17 protein-coding genes are annotated in these 18,216 nt (G+C 31.6%); all 17 read right to left on the bottom strand.

Features of this window, described 5'->3' with window-relative positions; all coding sequences use genetic code 11:
- Positions 1-63 precede the first annotated feature (63 nt).
- Positions 64-333 (bottom strand): hypothetical protein, encoded by a 270-nt coding sequence (locus tag CVT00_RS06905; RefSeq protein ID WP_103588998.1) that lies wholly within the window; start codon positions 331-333, stop codon positions 64-66.
- The gene (locus tag CVT00_RS06900; protein WP_103588999.1) at positions 333-1,148 is read right to left on the bottom strand and encodes a nucleotidyl transferase AbiEii/AbiGii toxin family protein; all 816 of its coding nucleotides are present in this window, start codon (positions 1,146-1,148) and stop codon (positions 333-335) included. The genes CVT00_RS06905 and CVT00_RS06900 overlap by 1 nt, the downstream gene beginning before the upstream one ends.
- Positions 1,142-1,528 carry a hypothetical protein gene (locus tag CVT00_RS06895; protein WP_103568039.1) on the bottom strand — a complete coding sequence of 129 codons (387 nt, stop codon included), beginning with the start codon at positions 1,526-1,528 and terminating at the stop codon, positions 1,142-1,144. Before CVT00_RS06895 ends, CVT00_RS06900 begins: the two co-directional genes overlap by 7 nt.
- Positions 1,529-1,611: 83 nt before the next feature.
- Complete coding sequence (locus CVT00_RS06890) at positions 1,612-2,274, bottom strand: AAA family ATPase (protein ID WP_103568038.1); 663 nt, start codon at positions 2,272-2,274, stop codon at positions 1,612-1,614.
- Positions 2,275-2,295: 21 nt separating this feature from the next.
- The gene (locus tag CVT00_RS06885; protein ID WP_103568037.1) at positions 2,296-2,595 is read right to left on the bottom strand and encodes a hypothetical protein; all 300 of its coding nucleotides are present in this window, start codon (positions 2,593-2,595) and stop codon (positions 2,296-2,298) included.
- A gap of 61 nt (positions 2,596-2,656) precedes the next feature.
- A complete protein-coding gene (locus tag CVT00_RS06880; protein WP_107916083.1) occupies positions 2,657-3,367 on the bottom strand; it encodes a hypothetical protein in 711 nt (236 codons plus the stop codon).
- A 194-nt stretch (positions 3,368-3,561) separates the two neighbouring features.
- The gene (locus CVT00_RS06875; RefSeq protein ID WP_107916042.1) at positions 3,562-9,330 is read right to left on the bottom strand and encodes an SNF2-related protein; all 5,769 of its coding nucleotides are present in this window, start codon (positions 9,328-9,330) and stop codon (positions 3,562-3,564) included.
- Positions 9,331-9,475: 145 nt separating this feature from the next.
- On the bottom strand, positions 9,476-9,658 hold the full coding sequence (locus CVT00_RS06870; RefSeq protein ID WP_103568034.1) for a hypothetical protein: 183 nt from the start codon (positions 9,656-9,658) through the stop codon (positions 9,476-9,478).
- Positions 9,655-10,659, bottom strand: coding sequence for a toprim domain-containing protein (locus CVT00_RS06865; RefSeq protein WP_103589001.1), 1,005 nt, complete (start codon positions 10,657-10,659; stop codon positions 9,655-9,657). Before CVT00_RS06865 ends, CVT00_RS06870 begins: the two co-directional genes overlap by 4 nt.
- Positions 10,656-11,156 carry a lytic transglycosylase domain-containing protein gene (locus CVT00_RS06860; protein ID WP_107916044.1) on the bottom strand — a complete coding sequence of 167 codons (501 nt, stop codon included), beginning with the start codon at positions 11,154-11,156 and terminating at the stop codon, positions 10,656-10,658. Before CVT00_RS06860 ends, CVT00_RS06865 begins: the two co-directional genes overlap by 4 nt.
- Positions 11,153-12,400: a hypothetical protein gene (locus CVT00_RS06855; protein WP_107916046.1), complete on the bottom strand. Its 1,248-nt coding sequence runs from the start codon at positions 12,398-12,400 to the stop codon at positions 11,153-11,155. Before CVT00_RS06855 ends, CVT00_RS06860 begins: the two co-directional genes overlap by 4 nt.
- Before the next feature lies 1 nt (position 12,401).
- Entirely contained in the window at positions 12,402-12,914 is a 513-nt protein-coding gene (locus CVT00_RS06850) for a hypothetical protein (protein ID WP_149724278.1), read from the bottom strand.
- A gap of 10 nt (positions 12,915-12,924) precedes the next feature.
- The gene (locus CVT00_RS06845) at positions 12,925-15,111 is read right to left on the bottom strand and encodes a DNA topoisomerase (protein WP_230853811.1); all 2,187 of its coding nucleotides are present in this window, start codon (positions 15,109-15,111) and stop codon (positions 12,925-12,927) included.
- Between the two features lie 209 nt (positions 15,112-15,320).
- The gene (locus CVT00_RS06840; protein ID WP_103568028.1) at positions 15,321-16,067 is read right to left on the bottom strand and encodes a hypothetical protein; all 747 of its coding nucleotides are present in this window, start codon (positions 16,065-16,067) and stop codon (positions 15,321-15,323) included.
- 34 nt (positions 16,068-16,101) lie between these two features.
- Positions 16,102-17,073 carry a hypothetical protein gene (locus CVT00_RS06835; RefSeq protein ID WP_149705440.1) on the bottom strand — a complete coding sequence of 324 codons (972 nt, stop codon included), beginning with the start codon at positions 17,071-17,073 and terminating at the stop codon, positions 16,102-16,104.
- On the bottom strand, positions 17,073-17,777 hold the full coding sequence (locus CVT00_RS06830; protein ID WP_196376845.1) for a TrbM/KikA/MpfK family conjugal transfer protein: 705 nt from the start codon (positions 17,775-17,777) through the stop codon (positions 17,073-17,075). Before CVT00_RS06830 ends, CVT00_RS06835 begins: the two co-directional genes overlap by 1 nt.
- A complete protein-coding gene (locus CVT00_RS06825; RefSeq protein WP_103589007.1) occupies positions 17,734-18,204 on the bottom strand; it encodes a cag pathogenicity island Cag12 family protein in 471 nt (156 codons plus the stop codon). The genes CVT00_RS06830 and CVT00_RS06825 overlap by 44 nt, the downstream gene beginning before the upstream one ends.
- Positions 18,205-18,216 lie beyond the last annotated feature (12 nt).

The following is an 18,216-nucleotide window of genomic DNA, read 5'->3' as shown; positions in this document are numbered from 1 at the left end:
TATCTTTGGGGATTGTTTTAATTATCTCTATTTCTTTACGGTATAGCCATAACCTACATGTAGTCATGCTAAAATTTTCAATTTTAGATACCCAGACAAGCTCATAAACTGAGCTTTCGCTTCATTTTCTAGTCTTTCTTTTTCGCTTGGCATAAGATATATTGCAACCGATACCGGTTTTTCACCCACTTTTTTGGGACGTCCAGCATTGCTTTTTTTCTTTTCATTACTATCTGCAGCACCAGAGTTTATAAATTCTTCCACATTGCTACTTGCTGCAATGTTGGCATTGTTTACAAATGCAAATCCATTTTTCTTATCCAATATTCCCATTATCTTTCCTTTTCTTTTGTATTCTTGGTTTCTTTTATTTTTATGACTCCACTTTCTACTTTTTTGACATATGCTATACCAAGTCTAGACAGAACGGCTTTTGAACTATCATTTTGCTGTTTTTGAGATTGTGTTGCATCTCTTTGTATTACTGGCTCTAGTAGAGTATTGATACGCCTTAATACATCTTGAGTATAAGTATCAGTTATGTGAATTTTGTCTTGTGATATAAGTTTATGTTGCAAACTTTCATCTTTTAAAAGTAAATTTAGTTCATCCTCGCCACAGTAAAAGATCTTTTCTCGTATTCCAAAAAGATTTTCTTTGCTAAATTTGTCAGGATAAGTTTGTAGTAGATACCCTAGATCATAAAAATCTCGAATTTTATCTCTGCCACTAAAAGCAACTCCTTTCATTTTTATAAGCTCATCCACACAATAGACGTTAACACCATTTATATTTTCAAAATTTAAAGTCTTGGATCTCAGTAGGTCTTTGTTTCTGCTACTAACTTCTATTTTTAGTGGATAGCTGCCGTAATGAGAGGTTGCACCATAATCTATCATTGCTCTAAAAACAGTGTCGGTATCTTTTTTAATATTTATATTCCAATTACTAAAATCTTTATGGCGCTTTAGCTTGTTTATAAAATTCATATTGTTGGTTGTGCAATCCAAATCAATGTCTTCTGAATATCTATTTAGCCCATAATATAAACTAAGTGCCGTTCCACCTTTTAAAACAAAGGTATCCCCAAGATATGGCAAAATTTCTTTTATAAGTTTAACTCTATCTTTTTGATATTGCTCTAGCATCTTTTATCCTTAAAATATAGCTTTGTTAATTCAAATTTCATAAAATCATCAACTTTTTTGTTTTTATTTATAAGCTTTAAATAGTTGAAAAGTTCGCTTTCCTCGTTATCATCCAAGTAATCTTGCACGCAGTTCTTGAGACCAGCTGTTTCGCCTTTATAGACTAAATCAGCTATCGCTCTTGCATAATTTGCTACATACTCTTCTTTATCAAGCATCTTTACATATCGCCTTTGTATCCCCAAAGAACCTAAAATTTCATTATTCTCGTAAGTTTTTATATTGTTTTTATTGGCAAAATAAAGCAGTGGATGCCAGTCGGCGATTGAACCATCAAGCCTAGGTATATTTAAAGCTTCCCAGCCAGATATGTATGCCATTATTTTTTTCTTCCTTTGATTTTAGCCTTTTAATTAAATATATTATATTATTTTAAACTTTATAAAATAATATAATATTGTTTTTAATTATTAGCAAAATTGACAAGTTCGTTAAAGAAGCCTTCGAAATCAAGCTTTGCGTTTTCGTTATCTTTGCAATATTCGCTCACACCCATTCCTGCTGAAAAGGCATTTCTATATGCCTCACGTTCATAGATTATGCTATTTGCTAGAAAAATATCTTCTAACTTCTTTTCGCTAATATATTCACGTAGTGCTTCTACCTTTTTAGCTAGAAAAGGATTTGGTGAAGCTTTAGAGATAACTATTAGTGCTTTTGAATTCGGATTGTAAATTTTCGCTTGATTAAAAACTAGTATCATTTTGTTCAAAACGGCAATATCAAGATCGCTCGGAATAACTGGGATAATAGCAATATTGCAAACCGCTAACGCTTGTCTCATTTCTTGGCTATCACGTCCACCAGTATCAATTACTACACTATCATACTTTTGCTTTAAGCTTTGTATCTCTTTTAACATCGATGATCCAAGTTTTGAGACAGCATTAAATAGTAGTGGTAAATTTGCATCAGCTCTAATATCAGTAAAAACATCTATACTTCTTTGAGGATCAGCGTCTACTAAAAGAGTGTCATCTTTCATAAGACCTAATTTTATGGCTAAATTTATAGCAATATTTGTTTTTCCGCTACCACCTTTTTCATTGCAGACTGCTATTACCATTTTTTATCCTTTAGACTATGCTTATTGTTTTTTAGTTCCGTATTTCTCGACTAATTTTTCCCATTTACTTGGCTCATTTCCCCATTTTTGAGTCAATCTTGATTTTCTGTCATATGCAGTTTGGCAGTTTTTCATTTGTGTTGTATTTAAATTTGCATTTTTGTTTAACTCGCACCACTGAACCAATTCTACTAGCAATTGTTCATTATCCCTTAAATATTCAAATGTATATTCTTTATCGCCATACTTAGATCCTTCGCCACAACCAATAAGCATGATTGTTGCTGCTGCACCAAGTGCAATTTTGCCTAGTAATCTCATCTTTTTTTCCTTTGTATTAAATTATTTTTTACTATATTAAATTATTTTAAAATTTAATATATTAATAGTCACCATCTGTGACAAACTCATATTCTATTTGCCATTTTCCACCACCAAAGTGTAGATCGTTTTTAACTAATGGACAAGGTAAAAATGCTCCATCTCCTTGTGCTACCATTTCACTAAAACGAGGTAGTTTTTTTTCATCAAAACCATTCTCTAAAGCTTGATTTGAAAACATTAATCCCTCTCTTATTCTTTTTAAGAAATATTTATATCCCAACATATTGTTAAAGCCATGATGACTTAATACCTCATTTTTGGTAGCATTATTTTTTAGCCATTCAATGCTATCCTTTTTAACTAAAATTTGTAACTCAAAAAATTCTTGATACAAGATACCTTCATAAAGAAGTTGTTCTAAATTACTTTTTGCAATTTTTGCGACCTCTTTAAGCGAGTTAGCAAACTTACTGTCGGCAATTTGTCTAAACCATATTAGTGGAATTATCCTACGATTGCCTACGCCTAAAGACTCTTCAATGCCGCCATTACTGCTATAAAAAATTCCCCAAAATATTCTTTGACTAAAAAAATTAGCTAGTGCTTGATCTTGTTTTGCTACTAAGGCTTTTGTTGTGTCAAGCAGTCTTTCGTTTGGATAAAAGCCAAGCTTTTCGATAGCTTCGTCACCGATTTCTTCTATAAGGTGCGTATACCATACTCGAGCTGGAAAACTATTAGGATAATCTTGCGGTTTATTCGGCAGCATCTTTTCTCCTTTGTTTTAAATATAAAAGAATCTTAATATAAAAAGTTTAAAATAATATTAAATAATATAATATAATTTAATATTGTATATAATTATTTACTTCTAGATTATTGAGAAATTTATATTGTTTAATACTATATTAAATAATTTATAATTGTATTAAATTATTTAATACAATTATAAAATGTGCCATATTAAAGACTGATGCCAGTATCTATTGATCTGCTTTTTTCTTCTGTTTGTTTGGATAATTTATATTGTGGTTGCGTAAATGCTGGTCGTTCTACTTGATCATTATTGTTTCGCTCTTTTAGCTTTTCAAGCAACTTCTCTTTTTGAATTTTGTCCCAATTTTTATATTCCTCTAGTGCTGAACTTTTAAACTCACTTTTATACTGCCTGTCTACAATCATCTTCTCATTTTCGGAATTACAAATTTCAAGGTCTTTTTGAAGTTTGTTTAAAAGTTCTTGCTTTGGATAAACTTGGTTGCTTGCTAACCATTCTTTTAAAGTAATATTTGATTCTTTTAATTTTTCTAGATCATTTTTATTTTTCTCTAGCCTCTTTTGTAGGGCTTCATCACTTAGGACATTGTTTATTCTTGTAAAAAAGCCTCTAAGGCTAATTTGTTCTCTTGCGCTAATACCTTTTGATATATCGTCATTATATTCAAGAGATCTTGGTTCTAACTCTATATCGTATTCTTTGTTTACGAGCTTAAAAAATATAATATTTCCATTAAATGCTGTATTTGTAACTTCTCCAATAACTTTAAAGCCCTTATATTCTGCAACCTCTCTTGGCGTCTCTTTTTCTGCAAATAGTAAATTTATATTATCTTGCAAGATGTCTGCCATTTGATTTTGCTTTATTTCTATTTCGTTAGTATCTGTGCCATTTTTATCTTTTGGTATATTAAAGTCATACACTATTGGCTCAAAACCACCAGTTGCAATAGAGGCTTTATATTTGTTCATTTTACAAGTAAAGTTTTCGCTTGTATTTTGTTTTACTATATCTTTAATGATATCTATTTTAGATATTTGTATCTCTATGTTAGCCATTCTAATGTTGTTTTTCTCTTGCTCCTCACCATTAGAAAAAACTTGTTCTTTATATCGTTTGAGCTCATTTCTCTCTTTTTTTATAGCTTCATTTAATTCAAACTCTGTAAAGATGAGAGGATTTTCGCTGGCGACCGCACGTGCCTCATTTGAATTTAATAAATCCTCCTCAAAGCCATTTAAACTACGTTCTCCGACGACACCTCTTCTGAAATTTAATATAGCCTCGTTCTTTTTGCTCTGCAACTCCCAGTTCCTTTCATCAAACGTTCCAGGAGTAATATGTCTAAATTCTTTGATTATAAAGTTTTCTGGGTCGTTCTCATAAAAGAGATTACCTTGTCTAATCGCCCTTCCATTGCTTTGTGTTATATCACTTGGTCTCCATGGACAATCTATGTGGTGAAGTGCTGTGATGCGTCTTTGGACATTTACTCCTGTTCCCATTTTTGCACGGCTGCCCAAAAGAACTCTAACTTCACCATCATTAACTTTTTTAAAAAGATCCGCTTTTTCTTCGTTGCTAACTGCATCATGTATAAATGCTATTTGTTCTCTTGGTATTCCTTTATCAACTAGCTTTTTATAAATATCTCCATAAAGAAAAAATCTACTATCATCAAATTCATCCTTTTTTAGAACCTCTCCATTTTCATCAAGATCATCTACTGATACCTCGCTGTTTTCTAAAGTATCATTTATATTCTCGAATTCATCAACATATTCTGTTTTTTGCTCTTCTCTAGCTAATATCTCGTCTAGTTTTAAGTTAAATGATTTATCACTAGTGCTTTTTGGTGTTCCAACATCTAAGAATACAAGCTGAGTCCCCTTTTTATCACCCCAAGTTTGCCATTCTTTAAATATCTCATCAACCGCGATATTTATTTTAGAATTTGGGTAATCAGGGGCTGTTGGATCTATTAGTCTAAAATCAATACTTGCTTTTTTTGCGTCGTTTGTTACTTTTAGTGGGTTATCGATGCTTGGATCATATCCTCCACCTTCCATGCTAATAAGTCGCCCAGTAATTGAGTATCTAGGGTAAATTCCATTTTCATCAGCTTCCCCTATATAATCTGATATACGTTTAGATTTTTCACTTTTTACGTAAATCACTTCTTTATTTGGAACAAATGTCTTTGAAAAGGCTTTAATATCATCATTTGTGATAGTGTCTGTTGTTTGGCTTAGTATATTTGATAGCTCAGGTAAGTTTGTAAGTGATGAAAACCTTGCTTCCATTTTTATGCGACCGCTAGCATCTCTTACAGGGGCAATATCTATACCAGCAAAATTACTAGCCCAATTTGAAAAGCTATCTATGCCTAAATTTTCAAGCTCTTTTGGCTGCAAATATCTCTGCATATTATAAATTTCGCTAAGTGAGTTTGATACTGGAGTTCCAGTTAAAAACATTACTTTACCATCTTTTTTGTCGTTAATATAGGTAGTAAGTGCAAGCATATTTAATGCTCTCTTGCTTGAAGTATTAGCTCCTTTGCCTTTTGCATTCATCGGAGAGATTACGCCTAAATTTTTAAAGTTATGTGCCTCATCAACCACTATACTATCAACACCAAGCATTGAAAAATCCATTGTCTTGGATTTTGCTTTATCGTCAAATAGTTTTTCCACTTTTTTTTCAACTCTAGCTATCATTTTTTCAACTTGACGTGCAGAACGTCTGTTTGTTGATTCATCACGTTCCTCGTAATATCTAAGAGCTTCTTTTAGCTCATAAATTTCTTTGTCAAGTATCTTTTTTTGTGTTTCAAAAGGAACTGGTAGTTTTTCTACTTGTGTATATTTTATAACAACGGCATCCCAGTCATTATTTGCTACTTTAGCCAAAAACTCGTCTCTTTCTTTTGGGCTTAAAGAGTTTTCGTCTGCCACTAGCACATTAGCATTAGGAAATGCATCAAAAATACTTTGATCCCATTGGGTTACAAGATTGTTTGGAACGATGATTAGAGGTTTTTTTACAAGCCCAAGCTCTTTTTGCTTCATAACAGCAGCTATTGCTGCATATGTTTTGCCAGCCCCAACTTCGTGATCAAGTAAAATATTTTTTTGAACCATGCTTCTAAAAATAGAATCTTTTTGGTGCTTTCTAAGTTTTATATTGCCATCAAGCCCTAAAATTTCTAAACCATCTCCATTAAATTTGGCTTTAACGTAGCAGTTAAATTTGTCGTTGTAAATACGTTCTAGTTCTTTTGCTCTAGCTCGGTCGCTATATATCCATTCATTAAATTTGCTTTTTAGCATTTCAACTTTCGCATTTGCTTCAGCTGTTTTTTCTGGATTTATTACTTGTTTAAAGACTATGTTGCCTTCTTTATCTCTCTTAATATTACCTTCTTTATCTAGCAAAGGCTCATTTGTTTTTTCCATAATCTTTATAGGTGTATTATTTAGAGCACTTTCTATAATGTCATATACGCTTTTATTGTTACCTACATTTTGGTGTATTTCATAATTTCCATTAATTAGTCTTTGTGTGGTAAGTCCTTTGACTTCAACGGAATAGTTATAAGTTGCATATTGTGAAAGATGATATTTATCTCCGTCTATTTGCCAGCCCATTGAACCTAAATTTTGAAGTTTCCATGCATCATTATTATAGTTTGATGTCTTTAGCTCGTTCTTTAAAAAATCATCATAGTATTTTATTGGTATCCAAGAACTGCCAAACCTCGTGTCTATATCAACAAAGCTAATATCTTGTGGTATGACCTTGCTAAGTTCTTCTATATTGTTTTGCATTAAGTCCGCATAAATGTCTTGTAGATTTTTTGCTGATTTTAATTTTTCCTTGACATTTCCACTAAGATAAATTGGAGTAAAAATTAGCTCTCTTTCGCCTTTTGATAATTTTTCTGGATCGTAAAAAGCCAGTTTTTCTGCAATAATTTGATCTTCGACTTCGATATTTGATTTTCCTAGTTTTTTTGAAATATAGTTTGTATCGATCTTTCCAAACTGATACATGCTTACTAATACACCATCCTTTTCATTGTCAAACAAAATTTCAGGAGTAAAACCTATTGTTCGGCGAAGTAAAATATTAGCCTTTTCGCAGCTTTCCTTTATGGCTTCTTTGCCATCTCTTGCACGTTCAGGTTTTTTATAGTTTTTTTCTAGAGCTTTGACTTTGCTAAACTCTACATCTAGATTTTTAAATGATGCTGCCTTATTCCCAGATAAAAATCCTTCGCTAATATGATAGTTGTCTAGTAGCAAATTAAGCTGTTCTCTTGTTTGCTTTAGTTTTATATCATCGTCTTTAATATCTGTCTGCTCTAGTGCAATGAGCTCTTTGAGTTTGTCTCTTAAGGGTATATACTTTTTAATTCTATTTTGGATGGTAGGGCTTAAATCTTCAATTTTTGATGCTCTTATTTCTCCGTTTATCGACGAGGTTATTTTGCAAATTTGATCATTATAGATTAAAAGGCTATTTTCTTTTAAATCCTTAACATAATCATAGGCATCGTCGTAACTTTCTATTGCAAAGTCGATAATAGATGCCGGCTCTCTCCACTTATATACGTTAGTAGGAAGTTGATTTTCTATAAAATTTTCTATTGCTGTATCAAGACTAAAATTTATATCGTCTTTTGGATCATAAAAAATTGCTTTTCCAAATTGCCCATTTCTTAAGACCGGCTTAGCAAGTATGTTTTGGGGGTTTTCAATAAAATAATGGTTTATGCTTTGATTTAATTCTGTGCCATCTTGTGCTACTTGAGTTGATTTAATATTGGATATTTCTTTGTTATACTCAGGATGCTTGCCTTTTTGTAGAAAAATGATATCTGTTTCAGCCTCTGTGTGCTTAAAAACATTGTTTGGCAAACGCACTGCACCTAAGAAAGTATGATTTTGCGCTATCTCATCTCTTGCTGAATTGTATTTAGCATCCATAAAGTGACGACTTACTACAAAAGCACTTATTCCATCTTCTTTTAAACTGTATTGTGTGGCTTTTTGTATAAAGAAATTATGGGCTGAACCATATAAATCTTGATGCTTATTATCAAAAAGTGGGACATCTAAAAATGGAGGATTGCCAACAACTGCGTCAAACTGCTCATCATAAGTAAATTTTTCGTAGCCAATGTTATTATTTTTTTGATTCGGATATAAAATTTTGTTCATTTTAATTGTAAGAGGTTCAATATCAAGACCAGTAAAATGAAAATTATCGTTTTTGTTAAACGTAATAAACGAACCATTTCCTACACTAGGCTCTAGAATTTCTTTGTTCAAATCTGCTCTATCGGCATTAATACCAAGTCTTTCGAGACCTTTATACATTGCCGAAACGATATTTTTAGGCGTATAATATGCAGTTAAATTTGAACGTTTAGCAGCATCATATTCACTTTCGCTAAGTAGCTTCTTGAGCTCTTCTCTTTCATCTTTCCATTTTTCATTGCGTTCATCAAATAGTCCATTTATTCCTCCCCAGCCTGAAAAGTTAGCTATTGTTAGCTGTTGCTCTCTTGTAATATTTAGTTCTATTTCGCCTTTCTTAGCAAGATCTAATTTTGGGTAAATTTCGTTAGTAGTTTTAATTGCTGCAATATTTTTTCTAAATCTATCCTTTTCCCCACCTAGTTCTAGGGCATCGCTTAGTTTTAGGTCCTCAAAGGTATTATTGAATTTTTTTATAGGATTAATTATGGTTTCTTCATTTTGTGTAACATCTGTTGTGTTTATAGTTTCAAATAAGCTATTTTCTATCTCATTTATCTGTGCATCTATATCAATCGTTTTTTCTATAATTGAATTGAGATTACCTCCAAAGTATTCTGGATGAGCATCTGCCATACTAAATAGATCAAGACTATCATGTAGATTACTATCATTTTTCTGTTTTGCCATTTAAAATCCTTACAAAAAAATAAAATTTTAAAATAAAATTTTATCTAAATTTATGGCAAATGCCGATTTTTACATACTTTTATAACAATATATTATTATGTGAAATATTAAATATTTTTATACAATATTAAAATATTTAATATTTTTAATAGCCATTCATTTCTTTGTCTTCATTAATAAGCATTCTAATATATGCGGCACGAGTTGGAAAGAATTTTTTATTATAGATATAGTCTAAATATTTTAATTCATCTTCTTCTAAATAAATTACAACCTGTCTTTTCTTTGGTTTATATTGGCTATTATCTTTTTCTTTGTTGTCTGTCATCTATTAATTCCTTGTTTTTTTTCCCTCTCCTTGGCACTAAGTTTTAGAAAATCAGTGAAATCAAATCCTTTCTTTAGCTCTTTTTCTAATCCGTTTTGTTTGAGTATCTTTTCCCATTCTATTATTTCTACAACTTTACAAGAGTTATTTAACTGCTCTTTTAAAGCCTTTGCACCATTTTTCCCTGCCTCATCATAATCATATGCTACAACAATGTAACTATCTTTTAACATATCAATTTGAATTTGTTTTAAATGAGTGGCAGCACTCCCAAAGCTTATAGCCTTATATCCACGTGACAACATATTTAAGCAGTCTTTTTCACCTTCAGCTATGAATATAGGACTATCATCTCTTATATATTCTTTTAATGCTTGGATATTAAAGGCGCAGCGTGGTCTATTTTTGCTAAAAGTGTATTTGATATTTAAATTTGGATTATATTTCCAAAGCGTTACGATCTTGCCAGTCTCATTTCTTAATGGCATTACCAACCTATCTTCTTCTTTGGAGTAACCTATTTGAAATTTTTGAGCTATTTCTTTACGTTGATTATTGTCGCAAACTGGAAGCAGTTTATGTAAAAGTTCTTGATAGCGTGTAAAATTCTCACGCCTTTCATTTTCGTATTTTTTTACTATGTCGTCATCAAGATAATCTATTGTGGGTTCTTCTTTAATTGGTCTAGCATTTATAGCTTTTTTATGAATAGCAATATTTGTCTTTTGCCCATGATTTAGATCATGATCTATTTTTAAGTTGTCTAGAATGCCTGCTACTTCTAAAAATGCACTTCTTTCGTCGCAATTCTTTATTTCCTTATAAAATGCTATTATATCACCCCTAAAACCACTGCCAAAGTCTTTAATATAGCCATTCTTTGGATCAATAGAAGCAGAAGCGGTATGCTCATCTTCTCGCATCCTGAATTTATAGTGGCTATCCACGTCAAAACCAAGATATTCTAAAAAAGCCCTTGTATCATCTTTGTGTAAGTTCATTTAATTACTCTTCTTGCTTGTTTTAAAGTTCTTAAATTTGCAAAAACTTTACGAGAATATGGATTATTTTCAACTTTTCCGTTATAGCAGTTTAGTGCTTTATAATCCCAACCATGTTTATTAATGCAATTTCTTAGTATCATTGCTCCCATTTGAATGTTTGTTTCTGGCTTATATAGGTCATCAATGCTTAAATTTTTAGCTTTTAACGTTGTTTCATGAATTGAATTAATCTGCATCAACCCATAATCTATTGAGCCATTGTTGTTAATATTCTTTGCATTATTGGTAAAGTTACTCTCTGTTTTTGCTATAGCCCAAAGAAGTATCGGAGGGATATTAAACTCTTTGCCAAATTTATAAAAGAGCTTATTGTATCTACTTTCATCAGCATTGGGTATAGCTGAAACATTTGTCGCTATTATAGATAATGATAATATAATAATAAATAGTTTTTTATAGTATTTTATTATTTTAAATTGTTTTAAAAATTTCATCTATTAGCGCCTAAACTCTTTTGATTTGAGTGTTCCATAACTTTTTCTTTTGGAAGTTTTATTGCACCACTTTTGACCTTTTCTGTGTATGCCTTGCCTAATCTATTTATTACCTCTTTGTTATTTTGTGCTGATACAATATTATTTATATGTTTACCTATACCAGATATGCCAGCAACACGATTTAAATTTTGAGTAAAAGCTGTAATACTTTCATCTCCTATGCTTTCAGCCAATGCTGCAGTTGCTTCTATGCCACCTTTTAAACATTTTTCAAAATTATCAATTGTTGCAGGATTTTTAAAATTTAATCCTTTGCCCCTCTCTTTGCTTTGTTCTTCATTTTGATCTAAAATTAGATCGTTTGTTTCAGTGGATTTTATAAAAATTTTATTAGCTATTTTGCTGACACTACCTATACCACAATCATTGCAACCTATCTTTACCAAATGATCTAAGTCTTTTTGAAAGTGTCCTTCGCCAAGTCTTGCATTGATATGAATAGTTTTTCCATTAATATCAGTAAAGTTAAAGCCTATTTTTTCATGTATAGCTTTAAAATCCTTATTGTTTTCATCCATTAATGCTTTATCCATCATTTTTAGAGTTTGGAATAGGGCGATATTTTCATCTCCTCTAAACTCTTTGTTGGCAGCTAGCAACTTACTAAATTTATCTATTTGATAATTTCCATCTTTGTTTGTATCAATATCAATGCGTGAAGTTATATTTTTAGATAATGTTTTACTAAGAGCTAGTTCGGCTTCGTTGTATACTGATTCATGCTCTATTTTGTTGTAAAGTTCTCCATTGAGTTCTAGAAATTTACTAGCAACATTATCTATTATCTTATCATGAGGTGTATTCTTGTCAAAAATTTGATCATACTTTTCGAAAAAGCTCTCAAGTTGGTAGTTGCTTTGTGCTTTATTGTTCCTATCAATAATACTTGCGATTATGCCACCTTTTATATCCTTAAATTTTTCTTTATTTTCTTTTAAGTATTTTGGATCGAATTCATCCATGTTGTAATCAACATTTGAATACATTTCATTTAAAAATTCTGAAATTTGTTGGTTTTTATCCCCCATTTTTTCAATCTTCGACCTAACCTCATTATTGTAGAGTTCGTTTAGATTTTGATCTAGGTCACTGGCATATTGTTCTTGTAAATTGTTATCTAAATTACTTAATATTGAATTTTTGCTTTCATTGATATATTGTAAATTTTTGTAAGTTGGCATGTTATTCCTTTATTAAGACTCTATGGATGCTGACCTTTGGTGAGTGATACTCTTCTTCGTGATCATTCCAGTGTATACAAGCAAATTTTGTTTTATAGTTCGAGATGTGGTATTTTTTGTCGATAATATTTATAAGCTCTTCTAGTTTTTCGTATTCATCAGCATAGATGTATTGTGAATTTTTATCAAATGCATCAAAATAAATAACATTAGCTTTTATGTTTTCGCAGCCGCATTCATTTATTAATCGTTCTAAAGACAAACTAGCTTCTTCTCTAGTTTGTTCGTTCCTGCAAAGATCATATTTGGAATTTTTTTCTTCAATATTTTTTAGAATATTATTTTGTAATTTATAATAACTATTCCAAAAGCTGTGGCTGTTATCATGAATGCTATTTGGCTTATTGATTAAGAAATCACAATAACATTTGAAATCCTCTGGATCTTTAAAAGTTAATAAAATATCATTAAACCTTACCGTATTGATAATCTTTTTTAGGTCTTTTGCTTGCACTCTACTATCCTTATTTTTTCTCAAAAACCATCTCTTCAAGTTCGCCATTATCGTTTGTCTTAAATTTAGCATTGCACCAATTGCCATTTTTTAACTTGCCGTTACATGCAAAATAATTAAAACCTTTCGCACTGGTTCTAGGTAGTAGCTTACCACTCTTGCATTTTGGACATATAGGTGCATCACTTGGTATTTCTTGTTTTGGTTTGGTTTCAAGCTGTGGCTTGCCATCGTTATCGTAATAAAATGCTTTACAACCTTCACGCCATTGACTGCAACCCCACCAAAATACGCCTTTTTTATTTTGGCTTTCATGTCTTATTAAATATCCATTATTGCAAATAGGGCAAATTTGAGCATTATCTGGTTTTGTTTCAAAATTTCCCATATCGCTATCTTTTACCTTTGCTATCTCTTCCTTTATTTGTTGATTTATTTCTGTCAAAAAGTCATCCAAACTTAAGTCGCGGCTTTCGATCATTTTTTGTTTTTCAAACCATAAAGCAGTCATATCAACGCAGGTTAAAATTTCAGGTGCAACTGAAATTAAGTCTTTGCCTTTTTGTGTTGCATGTATTATTTGCTTTTTGTCATTGCTAACACTGATAAATTCATTATCTATCAAGCTTTTTATATGATTTGATCTAGTAGCTGGGGTTCCGATACCTCCATTTTCTCCTTTTTTGCCTTGATCCTTTTCAAGGAGTAATTTCTTAATGTTCGGATCTTTAGCATATTTGGCTACGCCAGTTAAGTCGGTGAGAAGTGTTGCCATCGTGTAAAATGGCTTTGCTCTAGTTTTTTTTGGCTCAAGTTTAATCTTTAAACACTCAGCCATAGAGCCTTCTATTAAATTATCCAACTTTGAAGTGTTTTCTATTTCATCATCATTATCATCATTATCATCTTTTTGTGGTTTAAGATAGAAAGTAAAACCTAGATCAGTTGTGGTATTTTGTGAGGCTGTAAATTTATATTCGTTAAGTTCCAAAACTATATTTGTTGCCTCATATTCTCTTGCTTTAAAAAATTGCAATGCAAATCTTTTTGCTATAAGCGTAAAAATATTTAATTCATCCTTACTTAGTTCATTTAAACACGCTTTTGCTCCAGTTGGGACAATGCCATGGTGAGCCGAAATATTTGCTGAGTTAAATGCTGCACCTTTTATAGTAAGATCCACATTGTCTAAAATCCCTTTTAGCTCAATATCGTCTGTATTTTTAAAAATTTCTTTTAAACTTTGTATAATAGCTGGCGACTCATCATACATTGTATCAGGTAGGTATTCGCAATCACTTCTGTTATAAGTTATTAAGTGAAATTTCTCTCTTAAGTTTTGAGTAATAGCAAGAACTTTATCAGGTTTTAAGCCAAATTCTTTTGCGCATTGAGCTTGAAGTTTTAATAAATTGTAAGGAAGTGGCGGTAGCTCTTTCTTCTTTTCGGTTTTCTTAATTGTAATTCTTGCGGATTTGTTTTCGCACTCTTTTAATATGTTTTGAGCTAAATCCTTATCTGTAATTTTATCATCAGTTTTTAGATTTGCACGAAAATCTATGCCATCAAAGCTTTTAAATTCACCACTAATTGCAAAGTATTCCAGACTTTTAAAATTTTCATTTTCTTTGTCTCTATTTACCACTAAGGAGAGAATAGGGGTTTGGACACGTCCTAAATTTAAAACACCATTTTGATACCCTTTATTTCTAGCCACAACGGTAAATGCTCTAGTTAAATTTAGTCCGACTATCCAATCAGCCAAGCTTCTTGCAAAACCACGTTGAGAAAGCCCATAAAAGTCATCATTTGACTTTATATTATTTAACTCTTTCTTGATACCAGCTTCACTAAGGTCATTTATTAACATTCTTTTTACTGGTAACTTATTATTTGCATAAGCTAAAATTTCATCAACTAAAATTTGTCCCTCATCGTCCGCATCACCACAATGAATAACTTCTGTTGTATCTTTTTCTTTTAATAAGTTTAAAATTATTTTAAGTTGATCTTTGCTCTTGTCAATAGGCTTATATTTAAATTTCTCTATTTCAAAGGGTAGATCTTCTAAATTCCATTTTTTATATTTTTCTGCATAATCGTCAGGCTTAAAAAGCTCCAAAATGTGTCCAAAAGCCCAAGTTATGGTATCGTTACCTTTTCTAATGAAGCCATTACCTTTACTTTCATTGCCAATAAGCCCTTTAGCTATTGCACGTGCAAGTTCAGGTTTTTTTCTGCTATAAATAATCTACCCATTTTTGTATCCTTCATTAATTTTAAATTGTTTTTAAATTGTTTTTATATTTTTTTATACATTTTTAAAAATTATTTTTTATTATAATTTTTTGAAGGGCTAAAAGTAGTAGTTTTAGCCCTAAATACAGCAAAAAAGTTGAAGTGAGACTATCTATCAAAACCTTGACTTTTTTGCTCTTGCTTTAATTCGCCATTTAAAATTTCAGCACCTTTGCTTACCGATTTTGTGACTGCTTTCATGGTTTCTGGCAATACGACTATGCCTTGTTGCTTAACAAAGTCATAATTCATTGTTACGGCTGATCTGTCTGGAATTTTATTAACGATTTCCATAAGTTTTGGATTTTTAGCCAATGTCTCATTTTTTTCAGCGACCAGACCCAAGTTAAAGCCTTTGGAAATATTGCTTAAAAATTCTTTCTCGAGGGCACTATCATTTGTAACGTCAAAAGAGTAACCTTTTACGCCATTTCTATTTTTTGTAGCAAAAATTCTCTCTTGCTGTTGAACTATTTCGCCAGCTTCGTTTTTAATCTCTGGGCGAATTGTGATTGCCATTTTATGAAGACTATAAGCTTGACCAGTCTTATCGTTTATGCCATTGTGTATCCAAGTAGATGCCGTATAGAAAGTGTGCTTTTCGTTTTGTAAGCCGCACTCTATTTTTACTGGGTGATTGCGACAATCAACACCATTGAGAAAATTTCTAGCATTTTCTATAGCATAAAATGCTTTTACTGCACCAAGTTCTATTTCTTTTCCATCTTTTTCGTATGGACGCTCCATGCCAAAGCCAATTAATGTTTTGTTTTGTTCTGGTAATTCAGTTTTGCTTATGAAAATTGTTGCAAGGTTCTTTTCGTTGCCGTTTTCTGTTCTGTCAAAATCTGCCATTGTTTTATCCTTTTAATTTAAAATTTTTATAACGCTATTTGATTAAGAAAATAGCGTAACCGATAATTCCACCAAGTGCCAAGCACATCATAAAAAGTAATCCTGTTAGTGTGTATCCTCCTTTTTTTAAATTTTTTAGTATTTTTGTTTCATTTTCTCTAATTTCTTTATACTCAGCTAGATTTACCTCAAAAACTTTTAACTGATTGTTTAAATTAGCGATCATATTCTCACTAAATCTTTTATATTCATCTCCAGTATCATTTAGCCTTATGTTTATCTTGTCCTTAAAAACCTCAATTTTATTTAGCTCTTCTTCAAAGAATTTGTTTTGATTTGCAGCAAAATTATTAAACTGCATAGTCATCTCGTTAAAAGCATTTTCTTGATCTTGCATGGTTACCTTGACTTTAGTGATGTCTGCGATGCTTTCAAATTCTTTATAGTCTTGAGCTATTTTCCTAATAGCAAGTGTATTATTCATGAGAGCCATAAATTCTTTACTAGGAGGATTTAGCATAAATTCATTTAGGTATTCAAAGAGTTGTTTAAGCTTTGCACTCTCATCCATAAGCGATTGAACCATTTTAACGTATCTACTGTAATCTGCATTATTTTCTGTTGCAAATCTTTCAAAGGCTTGTTGAACCAAATTTAGCTCACTATTAAACATGTTGAAACTCATGTCAACTCTTTTTTGGTAGTTGGAATAATCCAAGACAGAGACAACGCCTTTTTCGCTTATTTTCAATCCAGCTTTTTCAAATTTAGAATTTAGCTCTGCCACTTCATTCTTTAAAATATCAGCTGTTGTATTACGCTCATAAACTAGTCTTTCAAGTCTTTCTTGCAATTCTTTTTTGCCTTGCTCTACATCATCTAGCTCGTTTTTGGCATTTTCTGCCTCTTTTTGAAGCCTAGCTATGATTTCATCTTTGCTTTCGAGTTTTCTTATTGGTGCAACTTCAGATGAGCCAGTGCTATCAAATAGATTTTCATTTTCCATCAGTCTGCCCAGCATGTTTTACTAAAATACTTCTTCTCAAAGAATAGGTATTGAGATATATGTTGACGACAACTCTGTCGCCAATGGTAACTTTTATTTATGTCGCCACATTTCGAAAATTCTGGATTTGGTTGAATTTCTTTTTTATCGCTACTTAAAGCGTTGTATTGAGCTTGACTTATAGTTTGTAGCTCATATCCTCTTTTCCATATACTCTCGTCATAAAACTTGGTGTCGCAAGTATATTTCAAGTCCTTAATATTTGTATAATTATGACGAGCAAGTCTTTTACAATATTCAGGCATGTTTGGGCTTATTCTAATTTGAGTTTGATATAGTCCTTTCTCACTATCCCAGACACGACGTTTGTCCAAATTCTTGTTAAGATCGCTAGCATCACATCCCCCACCTATCTCTGATATAGTATCAATCAAACTTGCGTAATCTTGGTCTGTTTTTATAGCAGTATCGGTTGGACAAAGCTTTAAGAAATTTTTCCTCTTTTTTGCCGTTTCATGTGCCTTTTTTGCTCTTATTGAAAAGTATTTACTTAAACTTGCCGAACACTCACTTGGTCTTTCGCTACTTGATAGGCACAAAATAGCTTCGCATGCTAGTTTTGTATCCCCAGTAAGCTCGTCAGCCCCATATACGGCACTATTAAAAATCAAACAAGTTAGTAAAGCTTTTGATATAATCTTCATCGTTTTTTCCTTTCATTCCAAAAAATAAGATATTTACGCGTTTTTTAGATTGTCCAATACTATCTACTGGATGAATAGCAATATTCTTACAACCATTGCTTGCCAAGTAATCTTTGTAGTCTTGGGCTATCTTTTTATTTCCAATAACTATGATCTTATCAGCATTGTGTGCTACATAGAATGTTTTAACAATCATATTATTTGGTATATACTCATCGCCACTTTTTTCAAACATTAAGTTATATGTCCAGTTGTTTTGTTTTAAGAATGGGTCTAACGGAATATTGTGCCTTTCTTGCCTAATTAGTTCTTGGTTGATAGTGATTTGGCTACTACTATCAAGTTCTATTGGCTTTGGTATGCTTGAACATCCAAAAAATAAAAAGGATATAGCCGCTATACTTGCTAAACTCGTAAATTTAATCATTTTGTCTCCTTA

The sequence above is a fragment of the Campylobacter concisus genome, from assembly GCF_003048675.2.
Classification (GTDB): domain Bacteria; phylum Campylobacterota; class Campylobacteria; order Campylobacterales; family Campylobacteraceae; genus Campylobacter_A; species Campylobacter_A concisus_F.
This window is presented reverse-complemented; position numbering and strand designations above follow the sequence as displayed.

Excerpts from the sequence above, each read along its gene's own strand:
- CVT00_RS06890 (WP_103568038.1), bottom strand. The coding sequence starts at position 2,274 with ATGGTAATAGCAGTCTGCAATGAAAAAGGTGGTAGCGGAAAAACAAAT.
- CVT00_RS06870 (WP_103568034.1), bottom strand. The coding sequence starts at position 9,658 with ATGACAGACAACAAAGAAAAAGATAATAGCCAATATAAACCAAAGAAA.
- CVT00_RS06865 (WP_103589001.1), bottom strand. The coding sequence starts at position 10,659 with ATGAACTTACACAAAGATGATACAAGGGCTTTTTTAGAATATCTTGGT.
- CVT00_RS06895 (WP_103568039.1), bottom strand. The coding sequence starts at position 1,528 with ATGGCATACATATCTGGCTGGGAAGCTTTAAATATACCTAGGCTTGAT.
- CVT00_RS06840 (WP_103568028.1), bottom strand. The coding sequence starts at position 16,067 with ATGGCAGATTTTGACAGAACAGAAAACGGCAACGAAAAGAACCTTGCA.
- CVT00_RS06885 (WP_103568037.1), bottom strand. The coding sequence starts at position 2,595 with ATGAGATTACTAGGCAAAATTGCACTTGGTGCAGCAGCAACAATCATG.
- CVT00_RS06825 (WP_103589007.1), bottom strand. The coding sequence starts at position 18,204 with ATGATTAAATTTACGAGTTTAGCAAGTATAGCGGCTATATCCTTTTTA.
- CVT00_RS06835 (WP_149705440.1), bottom strand. The coding sequence starts at position 17,073 with ATGGAAAATGAAAATCTATTTGATAGCACTGGCTCATCTGAAGTTGCA.
- CVT00_RS06900 (WP_103588999.1), bottom strand. The coding sequence starts at position 1,148 with ATGCTAGAGCAATATCAAAAAGATAGAGTTAAACTTATAAAAGAAATT.
- CVT00_RS06860 (WP_107916044.1), bottom strand. The coding sequence starts at position 11,156 with ATGAAATTTTTAAAACAATTTAAAATAATAAAATACTATAAAAAACTA.
- CVT00_RS06875 (WP_107916042.1), bottom strand. The coding sequence starts at position 9,330 with ATGGCAAAACAGAAAAATGATAGTAATCTACATGATAGTCTTGATCTA.
- CVT00_RS06880 (WP_107916083.1), bottom strand. The coding sequence starts at position 3,367 with ATGCTGCCGAATAAACCGCAAGATTATCCTAATAGTTTTCCAGCTCGA.
- CVT00_RS06830 (WP_196376845.1), bottom strand. The coding sequence starts at position 17,777 with ATGAAGATTATATCAAAAGCTTTACTAACTTGTTTGATTTTTAATAGT.
- CVT00_RS06855 (WP_107916046.1), bottom strand. The coding sequence starts at position 12,400 with ATGCCAACTTACAAAAATTTACAATATATCAATGAAAGCAAAAATTCA.
- CVT00_RS06905 (WP_103588998.1), bottom strand. The coding sequence starts at position 333 with ATGGGAATATTGGATAAGAAAAATGGATTTGCATTTGTAAACAATGCC.